Origin of the sequence: Micromonospora sp. WMMD734 (assembly GCF_049178975.1) — a bacterium.
GTDB lineage: Bacteria > Actinomycetota > Actinomycetes > Mycobacteriales > Micromonosporaceae > Micromonospora > Micromonospora wenchangensis.
Map to the genome: position 1 here is coordinate 5622700 of NZ_JBMHMK010000001.1, position 23548 is coordinate 5646247.

Genomic DNA, 23548 nt, shown 5'->3' on the forward strand with positions numbered 1-23548 from the left:
CGATGGGCCGTCCAGGGCAGGTGGACCCGATCCGGGTCGTGACGGGTCGCACTACCTAGAAGTAACCTACGGTGCCGTAACCTGTTTGCGTGACCACCTCCGCACCGCTTCGACTCAAGCCTGTCGACATCGGTAAGCCCCGGATGCGCGGCTGGCTGCACACCTACGCGTTCTTCGTCGCGCTCGTCTGCGGCATCGTGCTCAGTGCGATCGCGGCCACCCGACCCGGCTGGACACCCCTGGTCAGCTGCCTGATCTACAGCGTCACGGTCTGCGGGCTGTTCGGCACCAGCGCCCTCTACCACCGCCGGGTGTGGTCGGAGCGCGGCTACCAGATCATGCGCCGGATGGACCACTCGATGATCTTCGTGTTCATCGCCGGGACGTACACCCCGCTCTGTGTCCTGCTGCTCGACCGGCGTACGGCCGTCCTGATGCTCGCCCTGGTCTGGGGTGGGGCGTTGGCCGGCGTCGCCGTCAAGCTGATCTGGCCGCACGCCCCGCGCTGGGTCTCCGCGCCGCTCTACCTGGCCCTCGGCTGGGTGTCGGTGGCGATCCTCCCGCAGATCCTGCGCCAGGGCGGGGTCACCGTGCTGGTCCTGCTCGCCGCAGGTGGGGCGGTCTACAGCATCGGGGCGGTCTTCTACGCGCTGCGCCGGCCGAACCCGTGGCCCACCGTCTTCGGCCACCACGAGTTCTTCCACGCCTGCACCCTGATCGCCGCCCTCTGTCACCACATCGCGATCTACTTCGCCCTCTTCGCCTGACAGCGGAGAGGAACCGCAGACAGTTCGAGGGCCCCGCGCCGTTGCGGGGCCCTCGAGATCGTGGGGTGCGGGACGCTCAGACCGGGTAACCCGAGCCGCGCGTCTCGCGGTACTCCTCGCGCACCACCTGGCCGCCCTGCACCGGCGCGACCCGGTCGGCGACGACCTGGTCCTGCCGCACCGCGGTGGTGACGACGGCCCGGCGGCGGCCGTTCCAGAAGTAGAGGGTGGTCAGCAGCCCGACGACACCGGCGAGCATCAGCACCCAGCCGACCACGTCGAGGTTGAGCCATCCCAGATTGGCGTCGACGGCGAACGCGAAGATCGCGCCCACCGCGATGAGGAAGATGCTGGCACCGATGCCCATGACGTCGCCTCCTTGGCTGTCAGCTGGCGTTACCCACCCGGCCACGGCCATCGAGGGCATCGATGAGCGAGTGGCATCCATCGACTTACCCAGGCGGCACCCGCGCCAATCAGGCAAGCTGGTGCAATGACGGACGGCGAGGCCGCGACACGGACCCTGGTGCTGCTCCGGCACGCCAAGGCCGAACAGCCCACCACCGGCCCGGACGTGGAGCGCAGGCTGACCGCCCGGGGGCACGCGGACGCCGCCGCCGCCGGTGCGTGGCTCGCCCGGCAGGGTCTGCTCCCCGACGTGGTGATCTGTTCGGCGGCCCGCCGGACCAGGCAGACCTGGCACGACGTGGCGCTGGGCATGACCGGGTCCCCGCCGGAGGGTGGCCCGGCGGGGACGGCTCCGGTGGTGCGGTACGCCGCCGCCGCGTACGAAGCGCACCCGGACGACCTGCTCGACCTGGTGCGGACGGTCGAACCGGAGGCGGGCACGGTGCTGCTCGTCGCACACAATCCGGGTGTCTCGCTGCTGTCGGCGCTACTCGACCCGCAACGGGCCGACCGGGAGGGGCTGCGCACCACCGACCTGGTGGTGCACCGGGTGGCGACGCCGTGGGCGGAGCTGACCCCCGGCGACGCCCCGATCACCGCCCGGCACACCGCCCGCGGCTGACCCTCCCAGCCAGCCACCGGGACGGCCGCGCGGTCAGGACGGAGGTGCGGTGGGCGGCGGCGGGTCGGGCGGCGGCGGCATCATCGCGGTCGGGTGGGAGAGCCGGTTCTCCTCCACGATGAGCGTGCGGGCCCGCTTGCGCCGGTCCTGCCAGAACCACAGCGTGGTGAGCAGTATGGCCAGCCCGGCCAGGATGAACACCCAGCCGACTGCGCGCAGGTCGATCCACCAGACGTTGGCCCGGATCGCGAACGTCATGATCGCGCCGAGCGCGATGAGAAAGATGGCGCTACCAATACCCATGTGCGCTGCACTCCCCCGTGCGGTGGCCGTTGGGCGTGCCCTGACGACGTGGTCCGCGCGGCTTACCCGCCCAGCCCCCCGCCTACCGGGATGGGGGCGGGCAATCCGGGGGGCGGTCAGCGCAGAAAGGCCGATGTTGCGGTATCCGGACGATCGGATACCGCAACATCGGCCCATGCTGAATCAGCTCGGCGGGATCAGAACGCCTCCTCCGGGAGGTCCATGATGTCCAGGTCGGCGCCCTCGATGATCCGCCGGTCGGCGCCGATGCGGGGCAGCACCTCACGGGCGAAGAACCGGGCGGCGGCCACCTTGCCGGTGTAGAACGCCCGGTCGGTGGCGGAAACCTCACCGGCCAGCGCCTTGAGGGCCACGTCGGCCTGCTTCTGGAGCAGCCAGCCGACCACCAGGTCGCCCAGGGCGAGCAGGAAGCGGCGGCTGCTCAGACCGACCTTGTAGAGGCTGCGCGCGTCGCCGCCCTGGGCCTCGCCGAGCCAGCCGGTCAGCACGCCGATGATGTTCTGGATCTCGCCGAGCGCCCGGCCGAGCGCCAGCCGCTCCTCCTTGAGCTGCCCGTTGCCGGCCTCGCTGGTGATGAACTCCTGGATCTCACCGGCGACGGCGGTCAGCGCCCGGCCGTTGTCCCGGACGATCTTGCGGAAGATCAGGTCGAGGCTCTGGATCGCGGTGGTGCCCTCGTACAGGGTGTCGATCTTGGCGTCCCGGACGTACTGCTCCAGCGGGTAGTCCTGGAGGAAGCCCGAGCCGCCGTAGGTCTGGAGCGACTCGTGGCCGAGCAGCTCGTACGCCCGCTCCGAGCCGACGCCCTTGACCAGCGGCAGGAGCAGGTCGTTGACCCGCTTGGCCAGCTTGGTCGCCTTCTCGTCGCCGGCCGCCTCGGCGACGGCGACCCGGTCCTGCCAGCCGGCGGTGTAGCAGACCAGCGCGCGCAGGCCCTCGGCGTACGACTTCTGCATCAGCAGCGAACGGCGCACGTCCGGGTGGTGGGTGATGGTGATCCGGGGGGCGGTCTTGTCGGCCTGCTGGATCAGATCGGCCCCCTGCACCCGGTTCTTCGCGTACTCCAGGGCGTTGAGGTAGCCGGTGGACAGGGTGGCGATCGCCTTGGTGCCGACCATCATCCGGGCGTACTCAATGATCATGAACATCTGCCGGATGCCGTCGTGCCTGTCGCCCAGCAGCCAGCCCTTGGCCGGTACGCCGTGCTCGCCGAAGGTCAGCTCGCAGGTGTTGGAGACCTTGATGCCCATCTTGTGCTCGACGTTGGTGGCGTAGACGCCGTTGCGCTCGCCCAGCTCACCGGTCTCGGCGTCGAAGTGGAACTTCGGCACGACGAACAGCGACAGCCCCTTGGTGCCGGGCCCACCGACGCCCTCCACACCGACCGGGCGGGCCAGCACGTAGTGCACGATGTTCTCGCTCAGGTCGTGCTCACCGGAGGTGATGAAGCGCTTCACGCCCTCGATGTGCCAGGAGCCGTCCGGCTGCGGGATCGCGCGGGCGCGGCCGGCCCCGACGTCCGAGCCGGCGTCCGGCTCGGTCAGCACCATCGTGGAGGCCCACTGCTTGTCGATGAAGAGCTTGGCCCACTTCTGCTGCTCCTCGGTGCCCTCGACGTGCAGCACGTGGGCGAAGGACGGACCGGAGGCGTACATCCAGACCGGGGCGTTGGCGCCGAGGACGAGCTCGGCGAGCGACCACCAGAGGGCGCGCGGGGCGCTGCTGCCGCCGAGGGCCTCGGGGAGGTCCAGCCGCCAGAACTCGGAGTCCATGAACGCCTGGTACGACTTCTTGAACGACTCCGGCAGCGGCGCGGTGTGCGTGGCGGGGTCGAAGACCGGCGGGTTGCGGTCGCTGTCGGTGTAGCTGGCCGCGAGATCCTCACGGGCCATTCGGTCGACCTCGGAGAGGAAGCTGCGGGCGGTGTCGACGTCCAGGTCCGTGTACGGCGCCTGGCCGAACGTCTGGTCCGCCCCGAAGACCTCGAACAGATTGAACTCAAGGTCCCGAAGGTTGCTCTTGTAGTGGGTCATGTTCGCGGCCCCGCTTCCGGACAGGTGTTACCGATCAGTAACTCACACTGTATTACTCACGGGTAGGCAGCGACAACCCGGTCGCGGAAGTGACGGCGATTACACACCCGGCGCTCAGCTCTCGGCCGCGCCGACCTCCCACGAGGGCACCGCCACCGTGACCCCGCTGCGCGGGCCGGTGTACTCCATCAGGACCAGGGCGATGTCGTCGTCGAGCCGGCCGTGCACCCACTCGACCAGCGCGGTCTCCAGCGAGGCCAGGCCGTCGCCGACCGTCCCGTGGCCGAGCAGCCGCCAGGCCCGGTCGGCGGTCGGGAAGAACTCGCCGTCGCGCCGCGCCTCGCCGAGACCGTCGGTGAACAACAGCAGCCGGTCCCCCGGCTCCAGCCGCTCGACCCGGGGCCGGACCACCGGCATGAACCCCAACGGCGGGGCGGGGGCGGGCGGTTCCAGCGGGATCACCGCACCCCGGCGCAGCAGCAGCGGGGCCGGATGGCCGCAGTTGACGATGGTCAGCGTGCCGCCGCGTTCCTCGACCACGGCGGCGGTGACGAAGTCCTCGTCCCCCACGTTGCGGGCCACCGCCCGGTCCAGGTCGGCCACCACCGCCCGCAGGTCGGGCCGCTCGTACGCCACGTGCCGGTAGGAGCCGAGCACGATGCTGGCGAGCCGGACCGCGTCCAGCCCCTTGCCCCGCACGTCCCCGATGATCATGCGCACGCCGTACGGGGTGTCGATCGCCTCGTACAGGTCGCCGCCGATCTCGGCGGTGGCCGTGGGGGAGATGTACCGCGCCGCCACCGCCAGGGTGCCCACCTGCGGGCCGAGCGGACGCAGCACGGCCTGCTGGGCCACCGAGGCCAACCTGGACAACTCGCCGATCCGCTCCACCTGCCCCTGCCGGACCGCCGCCACGCTCGCCGCCACCACCGTGGCGACGGCGATCCCGACCAGAGACACCGCCGTGGGTAGTTCCATCGCCGGATCGGCCACCGCGAAACCGACCCCGACCAGCAGCGCGAGGAAACCCACCCCGGCCACCGCACGCCAGGAGGCGAAGCCGGCGGCCAGGATCGGTGCCACCGTCATCAGCGCGACGTAGTGCACCGCACGGCCGTCGGCCGACTCGATCGCCGAGACGAGCGCGAGCAGCCCGACAGCCGCGCCGACGCCGGCGCGGGACCCGGGACTCAGTGGGCCTCGGCCCAACTGGAAGGCATGTTTACGTACGTGGGACAGCATGCCTGATGGAACCGGGCCGGAGAATGAACCTAGCCCCACGATTGAGGGTGTTCTACCCGGCCGTCCCGCCGACGCCACCGTTCGCCGTCAGCCCAGCACCTCGTACCTGACGGTCAGTTCCCCCAGGTCGACCGAGGCGATCGCGGCGAAGGCGGCCCGGGACAGGTCGATGCAACGCCCGTCGATGAACGGGCCACGGTCGTTGATCCGTACGGTGACGGACTTGCCGTTGGCCGGGTTGGTCACCCGGACCTTCGTGTTGAACGGCAGGGTCTTGTGGGCGGCGGTCAACGCGCCCGGGTCGAAGTTCTCCCCGTTGGCGGTCAACTGACCCTCGTCGTAGAAGGACGCGCCACAGGAGCCGCTGTCGACGACGTTGCTCTTCGCGGCCGCCTTCTTGGTGGTGGCGGACGGCTTGGGCGCGGCCGTGCGCGGCTTGCTCCGGGAGGCGGCCTGGGTCCGGGTCGGCTTCGGGCTGGCCGTGGCGGTGGGCGACGGGCTGGCGCTCGGGGAGGCGGTGGCGCTCGGGCTCGGGGTCGGGGTCGGCGCGTCGGTGGTGGCGACGGCACCGGGGGCGACCGTGTCCACGATCACGGGGGCCGGCGCGTCGTCGGCGGTCAGCTGCACCGCGCCGACGGTGCCGCCGACGGCGAGCGCGACGCCGAGCGCGGCGGTGGCGGCGATGCCGGCGGGTGAGGAGAAGATCCGGGTACGGGTATGCCTGCCAACCACCGGCTCGGTCCTTTCGTATGCCTGCATAACGGCTCGGACCGTAACGAGAGAAGCACTTCCGAAGTCAACGTGATCATGGTGGTATGCCCGGAATTACAGTGATACGTGTGACCGATCAGCCGAGGACCGCTGGGCCGCACGGGCCAGAATGCCACCGATGGCATTCACCGCCGAGGATGTGGACATGACCGTGACACTGCGTGACCGCCTGGCCGAGCTGTTCGCCTGGGTCGATCCAGGCCCCGGCAGCAGCCACCTGGTCAGCGACGTCTCGGCCTGGTGGCGGGACCCGCAGGTGCTGGCCAGGCTCGGTCCGGCCCTGGTCACGCCGTTCCGCACCGACCGGCCCACCGTCGTCGTCGCCCCCGCGGTGACCGGGCTGATGCTCGGGCCGCTCGCCGCGACCGCCCTGGGCGTCGGCTTCGTCCCGGCCCACAAGCCGGGCGACGGACGCCTCCCCGCCGGCCCGCTGACCTGGGCGCAGAGCCCACCCGACTTCCGGGGCCGGCAGGTCGACCTCGCGGTACGCGACGACCGGCTCGGCGCGCACGACCGGGTACTCATGGTCGACGACTGGGTCGCCACCGGCGCCCAGGTGCGGGCCGTCCGGGACCTGTGCGCCGCCCGGGGCGCGCACTGGGTCGGCGTCGCCGCCGTGGTCGTCGACCTGCCCGAACCGGTCGCCGCCGAACTGGGCGTACGCGGGCTGCTCACCCCCGCCGACCTGCCCTGACCACGGCCCGGTCAGTGGCCGGCACCCGGGCGACAGGAGATCGACGCGGCGGTAGCCTCGGCCGCATGTGGCCACGGATCGGCGGACTCCGCACGCTCGCCCTCGGCACCCCCGGCGAGGTGCGCACCACGCTCAACACGCTGGTGCTGGCCGGGGTGAAGACGGCCACCGCCGGCCTGCTCACCGAGTACGCCGACGAGAACGAGGAGTTGGAGCACGTCGGCGAACGGCTGGCCCTGGTCGACGACCGGGACGCCCTCGTCGGGGTGGTCGAGGTAACCGGGATCGAGATCGTCCCCTTCGCCGAGGTCTCCTGGGACTTCGCCCGCTCCGAGGGGGAGGGCGACCGGTCCATCGAGGACTGGCGGGCCGGGCACGCCGGGTACTGGGCGCGGGTCGGCACCCCGGTCACCGACGACACCGCAATCGTCTGTATCCGGTTCCGGCTGGTCTCGGCCGGCGACGGCGGGACGCCCACCGGCGACCTCGGCACCTGAACCGCCCCGGGAGGGGCCGCCCGTCAGGGCGTACGCAGCTCCGGCAGCAGCCGGGTCGCGACGTCGACCAGCACCGCCTCGTCGCCGGCGTACCAACTGTCGGCCCGGGGCCAGTGAGTGATCACGTCGGTGAAGCCGAGCGCCGCCGCCCGCGCCACCTGCTCGGCGAAGAAGTCGGCGCTGCGCAGCGAGAAGACCGGCGCCGAGTCCAGCGAGAGGTAGCGGGGCAGGCTGGCCGGATCCCGGCCGACCTCGTCGAGGGTACGGTCCATCCAGGCGCAGAGCGTCGCCACCCCGTCCCACCAGGCCGTCAGCTCCTCCTCACCGGTGCCGGTGGTGACCCAGCCCTGACCGAACCGGGCGGCCAGCCGCATCGACCGGGGCCCGTTGGCGGCCATCACGAACGGCACCCGGGGCTGCTGCACGCAGCCGGGGTTGTTCCGGGCGTCCACCGCGCTGAACCAGTCGCCCCGCCAGGTGGTGCCGTCCTCCCGCAGGATCAGGTCCAGCAGCTCGGTGAACTCGCCGAACCGGTCCACCCTCGGCCGGGGCGGCAGCGTCTCCCCGCCGAGCACCGCCGAGTCGAAGCCGATGCCGCCGACGCCGAGGCCCAGCAGCAGCCGCCCGCCGGAGATGTCGTCGAGGGTGGTGACCTGTCGGGCGAACGCGGCCGGATGCCGGAAGTTGGGCGAGGCGACCAGGGTGCCCAGCCGGACCCGTTCGGTCACCATCGCGGCGGCGGTCAGCGTCGACATCGAATCGAACCAGGGACCGTCGACCAGATCCCGCCACCCCAGGTGGTCGTACGTCCAGGCGTGGTCGAAGCCCCACGCGTCCACCTGCTGCCAGCGCCGACGCGCCTGTGGCCAGCGCTGGTCGGGAAGGATCACGATGCCAATCCGCATGATCGCCAGCGTAGGCAACAGGCCCGCCTCCGAGAGGGCCGAGGGTGGCACCTCATTCGCGCCGCGCCGCCGATTGTCGATCATCTGCCAGTACGGAGTGCTGTGCCGCATCTGCGCCCACAGTAGGGTGGGCCACACCGAAAGGATGGTGCTGCCGTGAACGTGCTTGACCTTATAGGTCACGTTGCCGACATATCGGCAGTGCCAATCGCGATCATCGGCTTCGGGGTCACCTACAATCAGGTAAAGAAGACGCGCAAGGCTGCGGAAGCCGCCGAAAGCGCCGCCCGAAATTCGCAAAAGGCCATCGGAAGAAGCAGTCTTTTGGGCCTGATCCCTCAGTTGCAGCGAGTCGAAGAGGAACTGGACCGCGCGATCAGAAGCGGCTCGGAGCCCGTCGTCGCCTCCTCGCTTCAATCCTGGCGCTGGCAGGCGGGCCAGGTACGCGGCCTCCTACAGGTTGGCAAATTGGCAAGACGTGAGCTGCTGGTCGACATCCAGGATTCCGTGTCGGCCGCGTCCCAGGCCCAGATTGAGCTGAGTGGGTCAGGTGGTGACCTGAACTTGGCCGCGGCGACAAAGGACGTGCGGGACGCGATAGCCAAGGTAACGAACGAGCTGGGCGCAATTGCGACCGTGCAGGGCATCCAAGCTGGAGGCGTTGACGATGCAAGGTGATTTTACGATTGGCCGCCTGCTCCACTTGGTTAGACTGCTGAACACAAGAACCGACCGCGGGTCCATCGAATGGAAACCCACCCCACGCATGAACCCGTTCGGCTCCAAGGCGTTCCGAACTTCCACCCCCTCCTCCTCCCTGACCCTCTCCTTCAACGGTCGTCGACACAACATCCGGATCATGGACGAGAATGGAAGTATCGTCGCAGAGTATTCAACCGGGAGCGACTCGCCCGAATCTCATGAGCTGGATTCTGAACTCGAACGGCTCTACGATCTGGTTCACGTCGAGACGTCGCGGGTGAACGAATCGATCGAACGGGTGATTCGCGAACTCGAAGGCGGGCTCTAGCACAGGGACCGCATATGCGCAGCGGTGGGCACTGGGCGTACCTCCGCGCTCCCGTGGGTCAGCGACGTCGGAGCCGGTCGTCGGGCTCCGGCCACGGGGTGGCCGGCATCTCGACCGGCCGGCGCGCCGACGCGCGGTCGACGACCTCAGTGGCCGTCAACTCGGGGACGGTGGTGAAGATCAGATCGGAGACGTCCGGACAGGCCAGATCACGGCCGAGCCTCTCCAGCCAGTCGTGCAGTTCGACGTCGTCGGCGTAGTCGAGCCGCATGATCCGATCGACGAGGGCCACGGCCTCGTCCCGGGTCAGCTTCGCCGGCACGGCAACCTCCTCGGTGCAGGAGGACGGCACCCGCATGAGCCTCGACGCAAAAGTGCCGACGTTTCCACCTCGGCCTGTCGCCCGGGTCATCCTGGGCAGGGTAGTCCTGGCGCGTCCTTTCGAGCTGATGTCGTCAACGAATCAGGCAGCAGGCGACGGACGGCGGGATAGGCAGCAGGCGACGGACGGCGCGCTGTGCTGACGTCCGACACCGCTGCGGTCATCGGTGTGAATCGTTCACGTCATCAGGTCTAAAGGGCGCGCACGGGCATATGTCCCCGCCATGCTCACCCGTGGGGCGTCAGGCCGCCGGGATCCCGGTGACCGGCGGGCAGTGGGGCGGCGAGCGGTGGTTCGGACGGGGTGGGCCCGGCGCGCCACCCTCGCCGTCGCGGGCACCAGAGGCGAGCCCGCGCGCCATCACGGTCCGGATGAGACACCGAAGGCCCTGACTCGGATTCGCATCCTGGTCAGGGCCTTCGCGGTGGAGCGGGTGACGGGAATCGAACCCGCACTGTCAGCTTGGGAAGCTGATGTTCTGCCATTGAACTACACCCGCAAGCGGGACCACTGTACCTGAGGTGACCGCGCCCGCGCACCCGGGCACCCCGCACGCCACCGATCACCTTGCGTAGGCAACCAGCCACCACCTGCTGAAACAAAACGGTCAGATGTTTCACAGAAGCAGCTTGGGGACGTTCTCAAACGTGTCGATCAGTTGTAACGTCACCCCCACGTTCACGACCTCGGCGCGACATACCCCCTGCCGCGCCGCCAGAAAGAGGTGGGCCCATGGGACTGCGTCCCAACCTGCTGACCCGGCGTGCCGCCGGTGTCGCGTCGACGACCTTCGCGCTGCTGTTGAGCACCGCTGCGGTGGGCGTCGTACCTGCGGCTTCCGCGTACTCCGCAGCCCCCGACAACACTTCCTGCGCGGAGCCGGCCGACGCCCACGCGGACGTCCACTCCGACGCCCGCGTCCGTGGCGGCAGCAAGGCTGCCCACAAGCGGCACGACCCCAACGAGCTGACCGCCAAGCAGGTCCAGGAGCGGGAGGCGGAGTTCGCCGCCGCCCTGCGCAACAGCGCCCTACAGTCGAAGTCCAGCTACCGCAGCGGCTCGACCGAGGGCACGACGGTGGCGCTGGCCCCGATCAGCATCCCGGTCGTCGTGCACGTCATCCAGCGGGACAGCACCCGGGCCGGGGGCAACATCCCCGACTCGATGATCAACTCGCAGATCAGCGTGCTCAACCAGGCGTACAGCGGTGCGACCGGTGGGGCCGCCACGGGTTTCACCTTCCAGCTCCAGAAGATCAACCGGGTCACCAACGCGTCGTGGTACCCGATCGTGCAGGGTTCCTCGGCCGAGCGGGCGATGAAGACCTCGCTGCGCACCGGCGGCAAGAACACCCTCAACATGTACCTGGGTGAGCTGAGCGACGACCTGCTCGGCTGGGCCACCTTCCCCAAGCGCACCCTGGACGTCATGGACGGCGTCGTGGTGCTCGGCGAATCGCTGCCGAACGGCACCGCCACCAACTACAACCTGGGCGACACCGGCACCCACGAGGTCGGCCACTGGCTGAACCTCTACCACACCTTCCAGGGTGGCTGCTCGGGCTCGGGCGACGGCGTCTCGGACACCCCGGCCGAGCGCGAGCCGGCCTACCAGTGCCCGACCGGCCGGGACACCTGCACCGCGACCGGCAAGGACCCGATCACCAACTTCATGGACTACACCTACGACTCGTGCATGTACCAGTTCACCGCTGGGCAGGCGAGCCGCATGGTGAACGCCTGGACCGCGTACCGCGCGTCGGCCTGACCGGCGGCGCCGCACAGCGTCAGGTGCCGGCTCCGTCCCCTGGGGACGGGGCCGGCACCGTCGTTTCCGGGGTCAGGCGGCGGTGCGACGGGTGTCGAACCCGTGCCGACCGCGCCGGGACGGGCGCTGGTCGGGCAGGCCGGCGACACCGTGCCGACCGGGCACCGGGTCGAGCCAGACCTGCACGGCGGGACGCCCGGCGTCACCGCTGAACGGGCCACCGTGCTCACGGCGGGTGAGCATGGCGACGTCGACGCTGAATTCGAAGAGCCGCCAGTCGACCTGGGGCGCGGCCCGGCCGATCTCGGCCACCAGCGCCACCCGGGCCGGGTCGGTCACCGGCTCGGCGCGACCGGCGACGTACGCCTCGTCGTCGCTGTCCTCAGGCGGAAACGAGTGGAGCGCGTAGCGGCCGTCGCGTTCGAGGTCACGCCGCTTGGGCGAGTCGACGACGAAGCAGAACAGCCCGCCGTCGGTGACCAGCGGGCAGACCGGGTGCACCCGGGGACCGCCGTCGGCGCGGACGGTGGCCAGGTAGCCGAAACCCGACCCGTACTGCTGGAGGAGAAGGCGGATCCCGTCGGCGAGTCGGGGCTCGTCGGCGGCGAATGCGGACCAGGATGCCATGTCGTCATCCTATCGAACAGGCGTTCGAAAATCAGTCCGACACGCAGGTCGAACGGCCCGACGTACGCCTCGGAGCCGGCGACGACGCCGGCCGGTGGGGCGGCCCGGTGGGCGGGTCCGGCCGAGGCGCTGGATATGGTGTCCCGATGCTGCTCTCCGACCGGGACCTCGTCTCCGAGATCAAGGCGGGCGCGCTGGCGCTGGAGCCGTTCGAGCCGAGTCTGGTGCAGCCGTCCAGCATCGACGTGCGCCTCGACAAGCTGTTCCGGGTGTTCAACAACCACCTCTACACCCACATCGACCCGTCGGTGCAGCAGGACGACCTGACGTCGATGGTCGAGGTGCCGGCGGGCGAGCCGTTCGTGCTGCATCCGGGCGAGTTCGTGCTCGCCTCCACGCTTGAGGTCATCTCCCTCGGCGACCAGCTCGCCGGCCGGTTGGAGGGCAAGTCGAGCCTGGGCCGGCTGGGGCTGCTCACCCACTCGACCGCCGGTTTCATCGACCCGGGCTTCTCCGGCCACGTCACGCTGGAGCTGTCGAACGTGGCCAACCTACCGATCACCCTCTGGCCGGGCATGAAGATCGGCCAGCTCTGCATCTTCCGGCTCTCCTCGCCGGCCGAGCACCCCTACGGCTCCGCGGTGTACGGGTCGCGCTACCAGGGCCAGCGGGGGCCGACCCCCAGCCGTTCCTGGCAGAACTGGCGCACCTGGACCATCGGCTGACGCGGCGTGCCGTGTCGGGGCCCCGGGTCCGGGGCCCCGACACGGTGGCTCAGCCGGGTCGGCCGTAGCTGTTGACCGGCCCGTCGTCGACCCGCTTCATCGTGATCGGTTTGCCCGCCTGGGAGGCGTGCACGACCCAGCCGTCCCCGACGTACATTCCGACGTGGTGCAGGTCGGAGTAGTAGAAGACCAGGTCGCCGGGGCGCAGGTCGGCCCGGCTCACCCGGTCGGTGACCTGGCGCTGCTGCCGGGCGTTGTGCGGCAACGACACCCCGGCCTTCGCCCAGGCCGCCATGGTCAGCCCGGAACAGTCGTAGTTGTTCGGTCCGGCCGCGCCCCACACGTACAACTTGCCGATCTGGGCGCAGGCGAACTTGACCGCCGTACCGGCCGGACCACCTGGGTAGCCTGCGGGGCACGGCGCCGGGCGCAGCGGCCCGCCGCCGCCGTTGCCGTAGACCTTGAGCCGCAACTTCTGCAACCTGTCGATCTCGGTGTTGATCTGCTTCTTGCGGGCCGCGAGCTGCGCTTCGGTACGGGTGAGCTGGGCGACCATCTCGTCCAGCGGCGCCTTGGTCGCGGCGAGTTCGTCGCGCAGTTCGGCGACGGCCCGCACCTCGCGCTGCTGGCGGCTGGCGAACCGGTCCAGCAGCCCCAGCTGTTCGACCACCTGGCTCGGGTTGCGGCTGCCGAGCAGGGCGTTGACGGTGGACATGTTCTCGCCCTTGTACGCCTGCACGGCGAGGCCGCTGACCTGGTTCATCGCCTGGTCGACACGGCGTTGCAGGGGGGCGATGCGCTTGCCGAGCGCGTCGGCCTGCCGGCGCTTGGCGGCGAGGTCGATGCGGGTGGCGTTGTGCTGTTCGATGAGCGGTTCGAGCTTGTTCCAGTCCTGGTCGATCTGCCGTTCGATCTCGGCGACCGAGGGGTCGGCGTGCGCCGCCGTAGGGCCACCGGTCAGTACGACCGCTGCGGCGGCCAGGGTGGCGAGGGTGGTGGTGAAGCGGGACCAGCGTGGGCGCGGCACCGTCGTGTTCCGGGCGACCTGGGTCGTCCGGTGCGACGGCGGCCGCGGGGCATGGTGTGCCACCGGGCTCCGGGCTCCTTCTTCCTCGACCGCCTACCGGGTTAGCTGACGGGTTCGGGCGGGAAGGGAGCGCCCTACCGCGGCGGTCGCGGATTCACCCCGGCGTACCTGGGTCCCCGGCTCGCCCGGAGGCGACTCGGCGGTGCCGGCCGACGCCACCCCGGGCGGGGCGGACCTGGTGCCGACCGACGATTGACCAGAGTAGAGATGGTCGTTATCGATCCGCAACCCGCCGGGCCGGCACACTCGGTGACCGGAAAACACGCAACCCCCGGCCCATCGGGCCGGGGGTTGACGTCTGCGCTGGTCAGGGGCGGCGGAAGCCGGCCACCGGCATGTAGTTGATGCTGGTCACCTGGACCGGCTTACCGGTCCGGGGCGCGTGCACCATCATGTCGTTGCCCAGGTAGAGCCCGACGTGGTGCAGGTCGCTGAAGAAGAAGACCAGATCGCCGGGGCGGGCCTCGGAGCGCGGGATGGCCTTGCCCTCGTTCCACTGCGCACCGGTGAAGTGGGTCAGCGAGATACCTGCCGCCTTGTACGCGAACTGGGTGAGCCCGGAGCAGTCGAACGAGTTCGGCCCGGTGGCGCCCCAGACGTACGGGTCACCGACCTGCGCGCAGGCGGTCGCGATCGCGGTCCGGGCGGCGGAGCTGACCACACCGTTGATCGTGGGGCAGCCGTTCACCTTCACCGTGGTCTTCGGCATCGCCGCCTGCAGCCGCTTGATCTCGGCATTGATCTGCTTCTTCTTGGCCGCGAGTTCCTTCTCCTGCTTCACCTCGGCGGCGATCAGCGTGTCGAGCTTCTGCTTCTCGGCGTCGTACTTGCGGCGGACCACGAGCACGGCCTCGACCTCCCGGCGCTGCTCGGCGGCGAGCCGGTCCAGGATGGTCAGCTGCGTGGCGAGGGTGCCCGGCTTGGTGGTGGTGAGCAGCGCGCTCAGCTCCTGCGAGGGGCCAGACTTGTAGTAGCGGGAGGCGAGGTCGCCGACCCGGCCCAGGGCGAGTTCGCTCTGCAGCGCCAGCGGCTCGATCTTCTTCTGGAGGTCGGCCGCCTTCTTGCGGTTGACCTTCAGCTGCTCCTGGACTTTGTGGTGGCTCTCGATGGTCGGTTCGATCTGCTCCCACTGCTTGTCGAGGGCCGCCTCGATCTCCTCGGGCGACGGCGCGGCGTGGGCCGGCACGGCGAACATCCCGGCACCGACGGCGACCGCCGCGACCAGGGTGAGCAGGCGGCGGGCGATCCGCCGGAGGGCTGCCGGCCGTACGGGCGGCTGGCCCTGGGCGTGACGGTGAGGGGGCATGGTTGCCACCGGCGTCGACTCCTTTGCAACCGACCGCCGGGCGCCTCGCTAAGGGGAAGAAGGAGGCAGACGTCCCACAGCGGCCGGTGCAACATTAGGGGCAGTCGCGGTGGGGAATCAAGGCGGGTGGGCAATCCATCACATCAGTGCAATCGCTTGCACACAAAGGGTGTCCACTCAATTTCCAACGATGGCAGTCAATACGTCGTCGAGCGTGACCACCCCCAGCGGGCGGCGACCGTCGCTCACCAGCACCATGTGCCGCCGCTCGCGCCGCATCGCCAGCAGCAGATCGGCCAACGTACGGTCCGGCGGGACCACCGCCAGCGGCCGGTAGACCTCGGCCGGCACCGGCGCGCGACGGGCCACCCCGGCGTACCCGAGGACGTCCTTGACGTGCACGAACCCCAGCACCCGGCGGGTGGAACGCTGCACCACCGGGAACCGGGACCGGCCGGTGCTCGTCGCCAACACCTCCAGCGAGGCCGGTGAGACGTCCTCGGCCACCGTGGTCACCGTGGACCACGGTTGCAGCGCGTCGGCCGCCGTCCGGTCGTGCAACGCCAGCGCCCCGGTGATCCGGGCGTGTTCCCCGGCGTCGAGCAACCCCTCGGTGCGGGCCTGGGCGACCAGCCCGGCCAACTCCTCGGCGGTGAAGACCGTCTTGACCGCGTCGGCCGCCTCCACCGCCCACAGCCGCAGCACCTGCCGCGCCGCCCACTTCATCGCCAGCAGCAACGGCTTGGTGGCCAGGCAGAACGCCAGCATCGCCGGCCCCAGCCAGAGCGCCGACGGCTCCGGCCCGGCCAGGGTGATGTTCTTGGGCACCATCTCGCCGACCACGGTGTGCAGGAACACCACCACGCCCAGCGCGATCAGGAAGGAGACCGGGTGCACCGCGCCCGCCGGCAGCAGCACCGCGTGGAACACCGGCTCCAGCAGGTGGGCCAGGGCCGGCTCGGCGATCGCGCCCAACCCGAGCGAACAGACCGTGATGCCCAACTGCGCCCCGGCGATCATCAGCGGGATCTGGTTCATCGCCGACAACGCCCACCGGGCCCGCTTCGAGGTGGCGGCCAACGGCTCCACCACCGTACGACGCGACGCGATCAGGGCGAACTCGCTGCCCACGAAGAACGCGTTGCCGAGCAGCAGCACCACCGCGACCAGCAGCTCAGTCATCGGCGTGCGGCTCCTCGGGGCGGACCACCCGGACCTGTTCGATCCGGTGCCGCTCCACCTCGACGACGGTGAACGCGTAGCCGTCCGCCCGGGTCGTCTCGCCCGGCAGCGGAATGTGCCCCAACCGGGCCATCAGGAAGCCCGCCAGCGTCTCGTACGGGCCCTCGGGGAGCCGGAAGCCGGTCTGCTCGAACAACTCGTCCCCGCGCAGCACCCCGTCGACCAGGACCGTCCGTTCCCCGCCCGGCACGGTCAGCCCGGTGGCGTGGACGTCGTCCACGGTGGCCGGGTCGAACTCGTCGGCGATCTCCCCGACCAGCTCCTCGACCAGGTCCTCGACGGTCACCACCCCGTCGGTGCCCCCGTACTCGTCGACGACGATGGCCAGGTCGGACCCGGCGGCCTTCAACGCCGCCAGCACCCCGTCGAGGTCCAGGCTCTCCGGGACGTACACCGGCTCGCGGGCGACCGAGGCGACGGTGGTGCGGGCCCGCGCGGCCAGCGGCACGCCGAGCGCGTCCGGCACGGCCGCGACCCCGGTGACCAGGTCGAGGGTCTCCTCGAAGACGGGGAACCGGGTGCGGCCGGTACGCCGGGACAGGTCCAGCAGCTCGGCGACGGTGGCGGTGGCCCGCAGCGCGATCACGTCCACCCGGGGGGTCATCGCCTCGGCGGCCCGTTTGTCGCCGAAGCGGATGGTCCGGCGCAGCAGCATCGCGGTGTCCGGCGGCAGCGCGCCCGCGCGGGCCGAGATGGCCGCGAGCAGCCCGAGCTCCTCCGGGGAGCGGGCGCTGGCCAGTTCCTCCTGCGGTTCCACGCCGAGCTGGCGGACCAGCCGGTTCGCCGAGTCGTTCAGCCCGCGGATCAGCCAGCCGAAGGCCCGGGAGAAGGCCCGCATCGGGCCGGCGGTGGCCAACGCCGCCGGCATCGGCCGGGCCAGCGCCAGGTTCTTCGGCACCAGCTCACCGAAGAGCATCGAGAGCAGGGTGGCCAGCGCCAGGGCGAGCAGCGGGCCGAACCGGTCGGTCCCGCCCAACGGGGCCAGCAGCGGGGCGAACAGCCGGGACAGGGCGGGTTCGGCCAGGTAGCCGGTGAGCAACGCGGTGAGGGTGATGCCGAGCTGCGCCCCGGAGAGCTGGAAGGACAGCTCGCGCAGCGCCCGGCGGACGGTGGCGGCGGTGGCGTCGCCGGCCTCGGCCCGTCTGTCGATCTCCGCCCGGTCAACGGTGACCAGGGCGAACTCGGCCGCGACGAAGAACGCGTTGCCGGCGGTCAGCAGCACGAAGCCGGCCAGGGGCAGCAGCGTGCCGAGCAGCAGTGAGTCGATGGACGTAATTGTTTCAGATCCTCCCCCGGCGGTCACCGGGGCGTGGCAGACGGTCACCGGCATCACCGCCGGGTCCGCCCACGGGCGGGGTTCGCGGCACGGAGTTAGCGTGGACGGCATGGCACCGCTGACCCTCGCTGACGAACTGGTCCTGCTCGCCTACGACGACACCGGCGTGAACCGGCTCGGCCGGCCGCACCTCGACTATGGGCTGTCCGGTGCGGTGCTGCTCGAACTGGCTCTCGCCGGTCGGGTCGAGGTGGCCGACGACCGGGTGGTGGTGACCGACCCGACGCCGGTCGGCCGTCCGCTGCTCGATGACGCCCTCGCGCAGGTGGCCGCCGACGGCAGGCGTCGCCGGCCCAAGGACTGGATCAGCCGGCTGGCCAAGGGGCTGCCCGACCGGGTGCTGTCGGGCCTGGTCGACGCCGGGGTGCTGCGCCGGGAGTCCGACCGGGTGCTGCTGGTCTTCCCGCGTACCCGTTACCCGTCGCCGACCGGCGCGGAGCCGGTGGCGGAGACGGCGGCCCGGCAGCGGATGGTCGACGCGCTGCTCGCCGACGGCCCGGTGGAGGCCCGGACGGCCGCGCTGCTCGGCCTGACCCGCGCGGTGGGGCTGGACCGCAAGCTCTTCCGGGAGCTGCCGAAGGAACGGCTCAAGGCCCGCGCCACGGAGATCGCCGACGGGGACTGGGCGTCCGCGGCGACCAAGAAGGCGATCGAGGAGACCCAGGCCGCGATCATGATCGCGACCACGGTCACCACCACGGCCGCCATCATCACCACCACGTCGTCCTGAGGGCCGCTGCGGCGGCGGCACCGGGTGGGGTGCCACCGCCGTCGTGCGTCCGCCCCGGCGGCGGTACGGCCTCAGCCGGCGGTCGGCGCGGTCTGCTTCTCGCCGGGCGCGGTGTCCGGCCTGACCGAGCGCAGCAGCACGCTGGCCACGTCGACCACCTCGACCTGTTCGCCGGCGCCCTTGCCGTTGACCCCGTCGTTGAGCATCGTCGAGCAGAACGGGCAGCCGACGGCGACGGTCCGCGCCCCGGTGGACATGGCCTCCTCGACCCGGTCCACGTTGATCCGCTTGCCGATCTTCTCCTCCATCCACATCCGGGCGCCGCCGGCACCGCAGCAGAAGGAGCGCTCGCTGTTGCGCGGCATCTCGATCAGGTCGGAGCCGGCCCCGCCGCCACCGTTGAGGGCGCTGCCGAGCACCTCCCGGGGGGCGGCGAAGACCCGGTTGTGCCGGCCCAGGTAGCAGGGGTCGTGGTAGGTGACGCCGCCGTCGACCGGCTGCACCGGGGTGAGCCGGCCGGTGCTGACCAGGTGGGCCAGGAGCTGGGTGTGGTGGACCACCTCGAACTCGCCGCCGAGCTGGCCGTACTCGTTGCCGAGGGTGTTGAAGCAGTGCGGGCAGGTGGCGACGATCTTGCGCTTGGCCTGCTCCCGGCCCTCGAACGCCTCGTTGAGGGTCTCGACGTTCTGCTGGGCGAGCATCTGGAAGACGAACTCGTTGCCGATCCGCCGGGCCGGGTCACCGGAGCAGGTCTCGCCCTCGCCGAGGATGGCGAAGGAGACGCCCGCCTCGTTCAGCAGGGTGGCGACCGCCCGGGTGGTCTTCTTGGCCCGGTCCTCGAACGCGCCGGCGCAGCCGACCCAGAACAGGTACTCGAAGTCGTCGACCTCGCCGACCCGGGGCACCTCGAAGCCCAACCCCTTGGTCCAGTCCTCGCGGGTGTTCTGCGGGGCACCCCACGGGTTGCCCTTGTTCTCCAGGTTGCGCAGCATCACGCCGGCCTCGGACGGGAAGCTCGACTCGATCAGGACCTGGTAGCGCCGCATGTCGACGATGTGGTCGACGTGCTCGATGTCGACCGGGCACTGCTCGACGCAGGCCCCGCAGGTGGTGCAGGACCACAGCACGTCCGGGTCGATGACGCCACCGGCCTCGGCGTCGCCGATCAGCGGCTTCTCGGCCTCGGCGAGGGTGAGCACGTCGAGGTGGGCGAGCTGTGCCGCGGTGGCCTTCTCCTCGCCGGTGAGGTCCTTGCCGCCGCCGGCCAGCAGGTAGGGCGCCTTGGCGTACGCGTGGTCGCGGAGGCTGAGCACGAGCAGCTTGGGCGACAGCGGCTTGCCGGTGTTCCAGGCCGGGCACTGCGACTGGCAGCGCCCGCACTCGGTGCAGGTGCTGAAGTCGAGCAGGCCCTTCCAGGTGAACTGCTCGACCTGGGCGACGCCGAACTGGTCCTTCTCGGGGTCGGCCTCCTCGAAGTCGAGCGGCTTGCCCTGGCTGGTCATCGGGCGCAGCGGGCCGAGCCCGGAGCCGGCGGGCCGGGCCGGCTCGCGCTTGAAGAAGATGTTGAAGAACGCCAGGAAGCGGTGCCAGGCGACGCCCATCGTCACGTTCAACGCGATGACGATCAGCCAGGTCATCGAGATGGCGATCTTGATGAGGGCGGCCACGCTGACCCCGGCCGGCCAGGCGGGCAGCAGCGCGCCGACGGCGTGGCTGACCGGGGTGGCCCAGACCGGGTACTCGAAGTGGTCGGTGGCGACCTTGAAGCCGCGGATCACGAACCCCATGATCAGCACGGCGAGGACGACCGCCTCGACGAAGTAGCCCTGCCACATGGTGGAGCCGGTGAACCGGGAACGCCCGCCCGGACGGGTCGGCCGGTTGCGGACCCGGATCGCGATCAGCACTACGATGCCGATCGTGCCGAGCACCGCGATCACCTCGGTGACCAGGCCGTAGACGGCGAGGCCGCCGATCAGCGGCAGGCCGCCGGTCGGCGAGACGACCTCGAAGTACGCCTCCAGCACGAGCAGCGACAGCACGATGAAGCCGACCATCACGAACCAGTGCGCGGCCCCCACCACACCCCACCGGAGCATCCGGGTGTGGCCGGCCGTCTCGACCAGCATCGTCTTCGCCCGGGTGCCCTTGTCGGCGAACCGTTCCGGCGCGGGTTGCCCCAGCCGGATGACGGCCACCATCCTCAGCACCGCGCGCACCGCGAGCCACACCGCCACGGCGGTGATGGCGGCGGCGAGGACCGTGGTGACGATCTGGACGCTACCCATCGAGTTGGCCTCCCGGTCTGCTGCCTGTCGAGCGGCTCGGCGACCGGGGGCCGGCTCAGGGGGTGGCCGGCGTGCTGCCGCCGCACCCCCGACCGGACCGGTCGATGACCTCGCTCCGCTCGGTCATGCAGTGCAGCCTACGCGAAAGTTACCCGACGGTAACGTGAATCTTCTCGCACCAGGCCACGCCGCCCTGCGGACACCATAGGGCTCCCGACGCCGAAGCGCCGGGCTGGGGCCGTCCGGGGTGACCTGGGACGTGTCGCGGGACGCGGCGGAGCGCCGCGCTCAACGCCAGCGGGAGAGCAGGACCAGCGAGCCCACCATCGCGCCGAAACCGACCGCGAGGTTCCAGTAGCCCCACGAGGCGACCGGGTACTCCTGCTCGGAGAGGTAGTAGACCACCAGCCAGCCGATGCCGCCGACGATCAGCGCGACAGCGGTCGCCGGCAGCCACACCGGGCTAGGCTTGCGCGTCGCCGCCGTCGTCGTCGGACGGACGTCCGTCGGCGGGGTGTACACCTTCTTCTTACGGACCTGAGACTTGGGCACGACGCTCTCCAGAGGGGTGACGACCTCGTCCGGCCTGACAACCGGGCGCGGGGGCGACGGTCCATGGCCAATAATGTTCGACAGCTAGCGTAGTCCGGAAGGCCGCTCCAGGCCATGAATGGGGTCGATCCGGTGCCCACGGTGACCGGATTCGGGCGGGTCGACGCGATGCCGGTGACCGTCCCGGGTCGTGACGGGCGTCACCACACGACGGGAGAGGAACGCTCGGTGGAGTACACATCCGGTGCCGCGTCCTGGCAGAAGGCCATGCGCCGGGCGGTCGCCGCCTTCCTGCCACGACGCCCCCGGCAGCGCCGGCCGGGCTGGTCGGTGGGCGTGCCGCTGATCGCCGCCGCGGCCGGGCTGCTCTTCACCACCACGGCGACCACCGCCGGCGGCACCGCCCTGCGCGAGGACCGCCGACCCCAGCTGACCCAGCTCATCGAGGACCGCCGGGAGCAGGTGGCCGAAAGCGAGCTGCGGGCCGCCCGGCTGCGCGCCGACGTCGAGGGCGAGACGGCAACCCTGGCCGACACCGACGAACCGATCAAGGAACAGCGCGACCGCGCCCAGGCGATCCAGCAGGCGGCCGGGTTCACCCCGCTCGCCGGGCCCGGGGTGACCGTCGAACTGAACGACGCCCCGAGGCGCAGTGACGGCACGTTACCCAAGGGCGCCACCAACGACGACCTGGTCGTCCACCAGGGTGACGTGCAGGCGGTGGTCAACGCGCTCTGGGCCGGAGGTGCGGAGGCCATGTCCATCATGAACGTCCGCGTGCTCTCCACCAGCGCGGTACGCTGCGTCGGTAACACCCTGCTGTTGCACGGCCGGGTGTACTCGCCACCATTCAAGATCGTAGCAATCGGCGATCCCGCTGCCCTCCAGCAGGCCCTCGCCGGCTCTCAGGGAGTCGGGTTGTTCAAGCAGGCGGTCGACCACTACCAGCTCGGTTACTCCGAGCGCGTCGGCTCCGTCGGCGTGCCCGCGTTCGAGGACTCGACGGCGCTGCGATCGGCGACGGTGCCGCGATGACCCGGCAGGGCGGGGACCCGCGCCGCGGCGACCAGCACGACGGGCCGACCGCCTTCCTCCCCCCGGTCGACCGGTCCACGCCGCCCGCCCCCGCCCGCCCGCAAGCCGGCGGCCCGCAGACCGCCCGTCCGCATACCGCCGACCCGCGAACCGCCCGTCCGCAGGCCGCCGGCCCCTGGCCCGCACCGGTGCTGCCCAACCGCCAGCCGCCGCCTGCCTGGCCGGGCCGCCCCACCCCACCCGCGCCCACCGGCCGGCAGCCGGACCGCACGGTCGACCCGGCGGCGACGGCGCTGCTCCCGGTGCTGCCGGCCCGGCCGACCAGCCCGGCGCTCGACTCCACCGCGCTGATGGGGGCGGTGCCACCGGCCCCCGAACCCGACGGGTCAGGCGACCCCGTCCCGCCCCCACCCCCGCCCCGCCGCGGTGAACGGGTGGTGCAGCTACGCCCGGAACAGACCGGGGAGGGCTACAAGAGCGTCTACTCGGAGCTGACCCGGCCCACCTTCGCCTCCCGGCTGCGGACCGGCGTCCGGGTCAGCGGCGAATTGCTGATCACCTTCGGCCTGGTGGTGCTCCTCTTCGCCGGCTACGAGATCTGGGGCAAGTCGGCCCTGGTCGACGCCCATCAGAGCAAGCTCAACAAGCAGCTCGCCCAGGCGTGGGGCCCGACCGGCGACCCCACAGTCAGCCCCACCGGCCCGGCCAAGGCGGTCGCCCCGGCCGAGGGCCAGCCGATCGCCGGGCTCTACATCCCCAGCCTCGACAAGAACTGGGTGGTCGTCGAGGGCGTCACCCAGGAGGACATCCGCTACGCCCCGGGCCACTACCCGAAGAGCGCGCTCCCCGGCGAGGTGGGCAACTTCTCCGTCGCCGGGCACCGCAACCGGGCCACCTTCTGGCGGCTGGACGAGCTGAAGACCGGCGACGCGATCCTCCTGGAGGGCAAGCAGGACTGGTACGTCTACAAGGTGTACCAGTCCCAGATCGTCCGCCCCGACCAGGTCGAGGTGGTCGCCCCGGTGCCCGGCAAGCCGAACGTGAAACCCACCCGCAAACTGCTCACCCTCACCACCTGCAACCCGAAGTTCGACAACTACCAGCGGCTGATCGTCCACGCCGAACTCGACCGTACGCAGCCCAAGTCGCAGGGGCCCCCGCCGGAGCTCGAGGGCTGA

At 70.9% G+C, this 23548-nt stretch carries 25 protein-coding genes, 1 tRNA gene and 1 riboswitch; of the genes, 11 read left to right on the forward strand and 15 right to left on the reverse strand.

What is annotated here, in order from left to right; genetic code table 11:
• Nucleotides 1-89: 89 nt before the first annotated feature.
• Nucleotides 90-767 (forward strand): PAQR family membrane homeostasis protein TrhA, encoded by a 678-nt coding sequence (gene trhA / locus ACN267_RS24300; protein WP_204958449.1) that lies wholly within the window; start codon nucleotides 90-92, stop codon nucleotides 765-767.
• Nucleotides 768-843: 76 nt separating this feature from the next.
• Here trhA and ACN267_RS24305 read toward each other — a convergent pair whose 3' ends face one another.
• Nucleotides 844-1134, reverse strand: a complete 291-nt coding sequence (locus tag ACN267_RS24305; RefSeq protein ID WP_204958448.1) for a DUF6458 family protein — start codon at nucleotides 1132-1134, stop codon at nucleotides 844-846.
• A gap of 126 nt (nucleotides 1135-1260) precedes the next feature.
• Here ACN267_RS24305 and ACN267_RS24310 point away from each other — a divergent pair, with 126 nt between their 5' ends.
• Complete coding sequence (locus ACN267_RS24310) at nucleotides 1261-1797, forward strand: SixA phosphatase family protein (RefSeq protein ID WP_204958447.1); 537 nt, start codon at nucleotides 1261-1263, stop codon at nucleotides 1795-1797.
• A gap of 33 nt (nucleotides 1798-1830) precedes the next feature.
• Here the strand turns inward: ACN267_RS24310 and ACN267_RS24315 are convergent, their stop codons facing one another.
• From ACN267_RS24315 to ACN267_RS24330, 4 genes are all read right to left on the reverse strand, one after another.
• Nucleotides 1831-2100 carry a DUF6458 family protein gene (locus ACN267_RS24315; protein ID WP_204958446.1) on the reverse strand — a complete coding sequence of 90 codons (270 nt, stop codon included), beginning with the start codon at nucleotides 2098-2100 and terminating at the stop codon, nucleotides 1831-1833.
• Between the two features lie 197 nt (nucleotides 2101-2297).
• Entirely contained in the window at nucleotides 2298-4154 is a 1857-nt protein-coding gene (locus ACN267_RS24320) for an acyl-CoA dehydrogenase (protein WP_421489729.1), read from the reverse strand.
• 114 nt (nucleotides 4155-4268) lie between these two features.
• Nucleotides 4269-5396 carry a PP2C family protein-serine/threonine phosphatase gene (locus ACN267_RS24325; protein ID WP_204958444.1) on the reverse strand — a complete coding sequence of 376 codons (1128 nt, stop codon included), beginning with the start codon at nucleotides 5394-5396 and terminating at the stop codon, nucleotides 4269-4271.
• Between the two features lie 87 nt (nucleotides 5397-5483).
• Nucleotides 5484-6128, reverse strand: a complete 645-nt coding sequence (locus ACN267_RS24330) for a septal ring lytic transglycosylase RlpA family protein (RefSeq protein WP_421489730.1) — start codon at nucleotides 6126-6128, stop codon at nucleotides 5484-5486.
• Nucleotides 6129-6312: 184 nt separating this feature from the next.
• On the opposite strand from ACN267_RS24330, the gene ACN267_RS24335 reads away from it, so the two are divergent.
• Complete coding sequence (locus ACN267_RS24335; RefSeq protein WP_421490488.1) at nucleotides 6313-6861, forward strand: phosphoribosyltransferase; 549 nt, start codon at nucleotides 6313-6315, stop codon at nucleotides 6859-6861.
• A gap of 65 nt (nucleotides 6862-6926) precedes the next feature.
• Nucleotides 6927-7358 (forward strand): ASCH domain-containing protein, encoded by a 432-nt coding sequence (locus tag ACN267_RS24340; protein ID WP_204958442.1) that lies wholly within the window; start codon nucleotides 6927-6929, stop codon nucleotides 7356-7358.
• A gap of 23 nt (nucleotides 7359-7381) precedes the next feature.
• Here the strand turns inward: ACN267_RS24340 and ACN267_RS24345 are convergent, their stop codons facing one another.
• Nucleotides 7382-8263 (reverse strand): LLM class flavin-dependent oxidoreductase, encoded by an 882-nt coding sequence (locus tag ACN267_RS24345; RefSeq protein WP_204958441.1) that lies wholly within the window; start codon nucleotides 8261-8263, stop codon nucleotides 7382-7384.
• A 156-nt stretch (nucleotides 8264-8419) separates the two neighbouring features.
• Between ACN267_RS24345 and ACN267_RS24350 the strand changes: the two genes are divergently transcribed.
• Nucleotides 8420-8941 (forward strand): hypothetical protein, encoded by a 522-nt coding sequence (locus ACN267_RS24350; protein WP_204958440.1) that lies wholly within the window; start codon nucleotides 8420-8422, stop codon nucleotides 8939-8941.
• A complete protein-coding gene (locus ACN267_RS24355; protein WP_204958439.1) occupies nucleotides 8925-9293 on the forward strand; it encodes a hypothetical protein in 369 nt (122 codons plus the stop codon). Before ACN267_RS24350 ends, ACN267_RS24355 begins: the two co-directional genes overlap by 17 nt.
• 58 nt (nucleotides 9294-9351) lie before the next feature.
• On the opposite strand, the gene ACN267_RS24360 is transcribed toward ACN267_RS24355, so the two are convergent.
• Both ACN267_RS24360 and ACN267_RS24365 read right to left on the reverse strand, forming a co-directional pair.
• Entirely contained in the window at nucleotides 9352-9615 is a 264-nt protein-coding gene (locus tag ACN267_RS24360; RefSeq protein ID WP_281901525.1) for an e9imm peptide, read from the reverse strand.
• A 485-nt stretch (nucleotides 9616-10100) separates the two neighbouring features.
• A tRNA-Gly gene (locus ACN267_RS24365) sits at nucleotides 10101-10174 on the reverse strand.
• Nucleotides 10175-10407: 233 nt separating this feature from the next.
• Here ACN267_RS24365 and ACN267_RS24370 point away from each other — a divergent pair.
• Entirely contained in the window at nucleotides 10408-11442 is a 1035-nt protein-coding gene (locus tag ACN267_RS24370; protein WP_204958438.1) for a zinc metalloprotease, read from the forward strand.
• Nucleotides 11443-11514: 72 nt separating this feature from the next.
• On the opposite strand, the gene ACN267_RS24375 is transcribed toward ACN267_RS24370, so the two are convergent.
• Nucleotides 11515-12069, reverse strand: coding sequence for a pyridoxamine 5'-phosphate oxidase family protein (locus ACN267_RS24375; protein WP_204958437.1), 555 nt, complete (start codon nucleotides 12067-12069; stop codon nucleotides 11515-11517).
• A gap of 146 nt (nucleotides 12070-12215) precedes the next feature.
• Between ACN267_RS24375 and dcd the strand changes: the two genes are divergently transcribed.
• Complete coding sequence (gene dcd, locus ACN267_RS24380) at nucleotides 12216-12794, forward strand: dCTP deaminase (RefSeq protein ID WP_204958436.1); 579 nt, start codon at nucleotides 12216-12218, stop codon at nucleotides 12792-12794.
• Between the two features lie 49 nt (nucleotides 12795-12843).
• Here dcd and ACN267_RS24385 read toward each other — a convergent pair whose 3' ends face one another.
• From ACN267_RS24385 to ACN267_RS24400, 4 genes are all read right to left on the reverse strand, one after another.
• The gene (locus tag ACN267_RS24385; protein WP_204958435.1) at nucleotides 12844-13884 is read right to left on the reverse strand and encodes an NlpC/P60 family protein; all 1041 of its coding nucleotides are present in this window, start codon (nucleotides 13882-13884) and stop codon (nucleotides 12844-12846) included.
• Nucleotides 13885-13896: 12 nt separating this feature from the next.
• Nucleotides 13897-14033, reverse strand: a riboswitch (cyclic di-AMP (ydaO/yuaA leader).
• Nucleotides 14034-14188: 155 nt separating this feature from the next.
• A complete protein-coding gene (locus tag ACN267_RS24390) occupies nucleotides 14189-15187 on the reverse strand; it encodes a C40 family peptidase (RefSeq protein WP_204958434.1) in 999 nt (332 codons plus the stop codon).
• A gap of 177 nt (nucleotides 15188-15364) precedes the next feature.
• Nucleotides 15365-16369 carry a hemolysin family protein gene (locus ACN267_RS24395; RefSeq protein ID WP_204958433.1) on the reverse strand — a complete coding sequence of 335 codons (1005 nt, stop codon included), beginning with the start codon at nucleotides 16367-16369 and terminating at the stop codon, nucleotides 15365-15367.
• Nucleotides 16362-17669 (reverse strand): hemolysin family protein, encoded by a 1308-nt coding sequence (locus tag ACN267_RS24400; RefSeq protein ID WP_421490489.1) that lies wholly within the window; start codon nucleotides 17667-17669, stop codon nucleotides 16362-16364. The genes ACN267_RS24395 and ACN267_RS24400 overlap by 8 nt, the downstream gene beginning before the upstream one ends.
• A gap of 145 nt (nucleotides 17670-17814) precedes the next feature.
• Between ACN267_RS24400 and ACN267_RS24405 the strand changes: the two genes are divergently transcribed.
• Nucleotides 17815-18495 carry a GOLPH3/VPS74 family protein gene (locus tag ACN267_RS24405; RefSeq protein ID WP_281901533.1) on the forward strand — a complete coding sequence of 227 codons (681 nt, stop codon included), beginning with the start codon at nucleotides 17815-17817 and terminating at the stop codon, nucleotides 18493-18495.
• Between the two features lie 71 nt (nucleotides 18496-18566).
• Here the strand turns inward: ACN267_RS24405 and ACN267_RS24410 are convergent, their stop codons facing one another.
• Nucleotides 18567-20783 carry a (Fe-S)-binding protein gene (locus tag ACN267_RS24410; RefSeq protein ID WP_204958430.1) on the reverse strand — a complete coding sequence of 739 codons (2217 nt, stop codon included), beginning with the start codon at nucleotides 20781-20783 and terminating at the stop codon, nucleotides 18567-18569.
• A gap of 288 nt (nucleotides 20784-21071) precedes the next feature.
• Nucleotides 21072-21335 (reverse strand): cell division protein CrgA, encoded by a 264-nt coding sequence (locus ACN267_RS24415; RefSeq protein WP_204958429.1) that lies wholly within the window; start codon nucleotides 21333-21335, stop codon nucleotides 21072-21074.
• A gap of 228 nt (nucleotides 21336-21563) precedes the next feature.
• On the opposite strand from ACN267_RS24415, the gene ACN267_RS24420 reads away from it, so the two are divergent.
• Nucleotides 21564-22370 (forward strand): DUF881 domain-containing protein, encoded by an 807-nt coding sequence (locus ACN267_RS24420; RefSeq protein WP_204958428.1) that lies wholly within the window; start codon nucleotides 21564-21566, stop codon nucleotides 22368-22370.
• A complete protein-coding gene (locus ACN267_RS24425) occupies nucleotides 22367-23548 on the forward strand; it encodes a class E sortase (protein WP_204958427.1) in 1182 nt (393 codons plus the stop codon). Before ACN267_RS24420 ends, ACN267_RS24425 begins: the two co-directional genes overlap by 4 nt.

What these genes read in the sequence shown, in the direction of transcription:
- ACN267_RS24305 (WP_204958448.1), bottom strand. Translation starts at nt 1,134, where the DNA reads ATGGGCATCGGTGCCAGCATCTTCCTCATCGCGGTGGGCGCGATCTTC.
- ACN267_RS24310 (WP_204958447.1), top strand. Translation starts at nt 1,261, where the DNA reads ATGACGGACGGCGAGGCCGCGACACGGACCCTGGTGCTGCTCCGGCAC.
- ACN267_RS24315 (WP_204958446.1), bottom strand. Translation starts at nt 2,100, where the DNA reads ATGGGTATTGGTAGCGCCATCTTTCTCATCGCGCTCGGCGCGATCATG.
- ACN267_RS24320 (WP_421489729.1), bottom strand. Translation starts at nt 4,154, where the DNA reads ATGACCCACTACAAGAGCAACCTTCGGGACCTTGAGTTCAATCTGTTC.
- ACN267_RS24325 (WP_204958444.1), bottom strand. Translation starts at nt 5,396, where the DNA reads ATGCTGTCCCACGTACGTAAACATGCCTTCCAGTTGGGCCGAGGCCCA.
- ACN267_RS24335 (WP_421490488.1), top strand. Translation starts at nt 6,313, where the DNA reads ATGACCGTGACACTGCGTGACCGCCTGGCCGAGCTGTTCGCCTGGGTC.
- ACN267_RS24340 (WP_204958442.1), top strand. Translation starts at nt 6,927, where the DNA reads ATGTGGCCACGGATCGGCGGACTCCGCACGCTCGCCCTCGGCACCCCC.
- ACN267_RS24345 (WP_204958441.1), bottom strand. Translation starts at nt 8,263, where the DNA reads ATGCGGATTGGCATCGTGATCCTTCCCGACCAGCGCTGGCCACAGGCG.
- ACN267_RS24370 (WP_204958438.1), top strand. Translation starts at nt 10,408, where the DNA reads ATGGGACTGCGTCCCAACCTGCTGACCCGGCGTGCCGCCGGTGTCGCG.
- ACN267_RS24375 (WP_204958437.1), bottom strand. Translation starts at nt 12,069, where the DNA reads ATGGCATCCTGGTCCGCATTCGCCGCCGACGAGCCCCGACTCGCCGAC.
- dcd (WP_204958436.1), top strand. Translation starts at nt 12,216, where the DNA reads ATGCTGCTCTCCGACCGGGACCTCGTCTCCGAGATCAAGGCGGGCGCG.
- ACN267_RS24390 (WP_204958434.1), bottom strand. Translation starts at nt 15,187, where the DNA reads ATGCCCCCTCACCGTCACGCCCAGGGCCAGCCGCCCGTACGGCCGGCA.
- ACN267_RS24395 (WP_204958433.1), bottom strand. Translation starts at nt 16,369, where the DNA reads ATGACTGAGCTGCTGGTCGCGGTGGTGCTGCTGCTCGGCAACGCGTTC.
- ACN267_RS24405 (WP_281901533.1), top strand. Translation starts at nt 17,815, where the DNA reads ATGGCACCGCTGACCCTCGCTGACGAACTGGTCCTGCTCGCCTACGAC.
- ACN267_RS24410 (WP_204958430.1), bottom strand. Translation starts at nt 20,783, where the DNA reads ATGGGTAGCGTCCAGATCGTCACCACGGTCCTCGCCGCCGCCATCACC.
- ACN267_RS24425 (WP_204958427.1), top strand. Translation starts at nt 22,367, where the DNA reads ATGACCCGGCAGGGCGGGGACCCGCGCCGCGGCGACCAGCACGACGGG.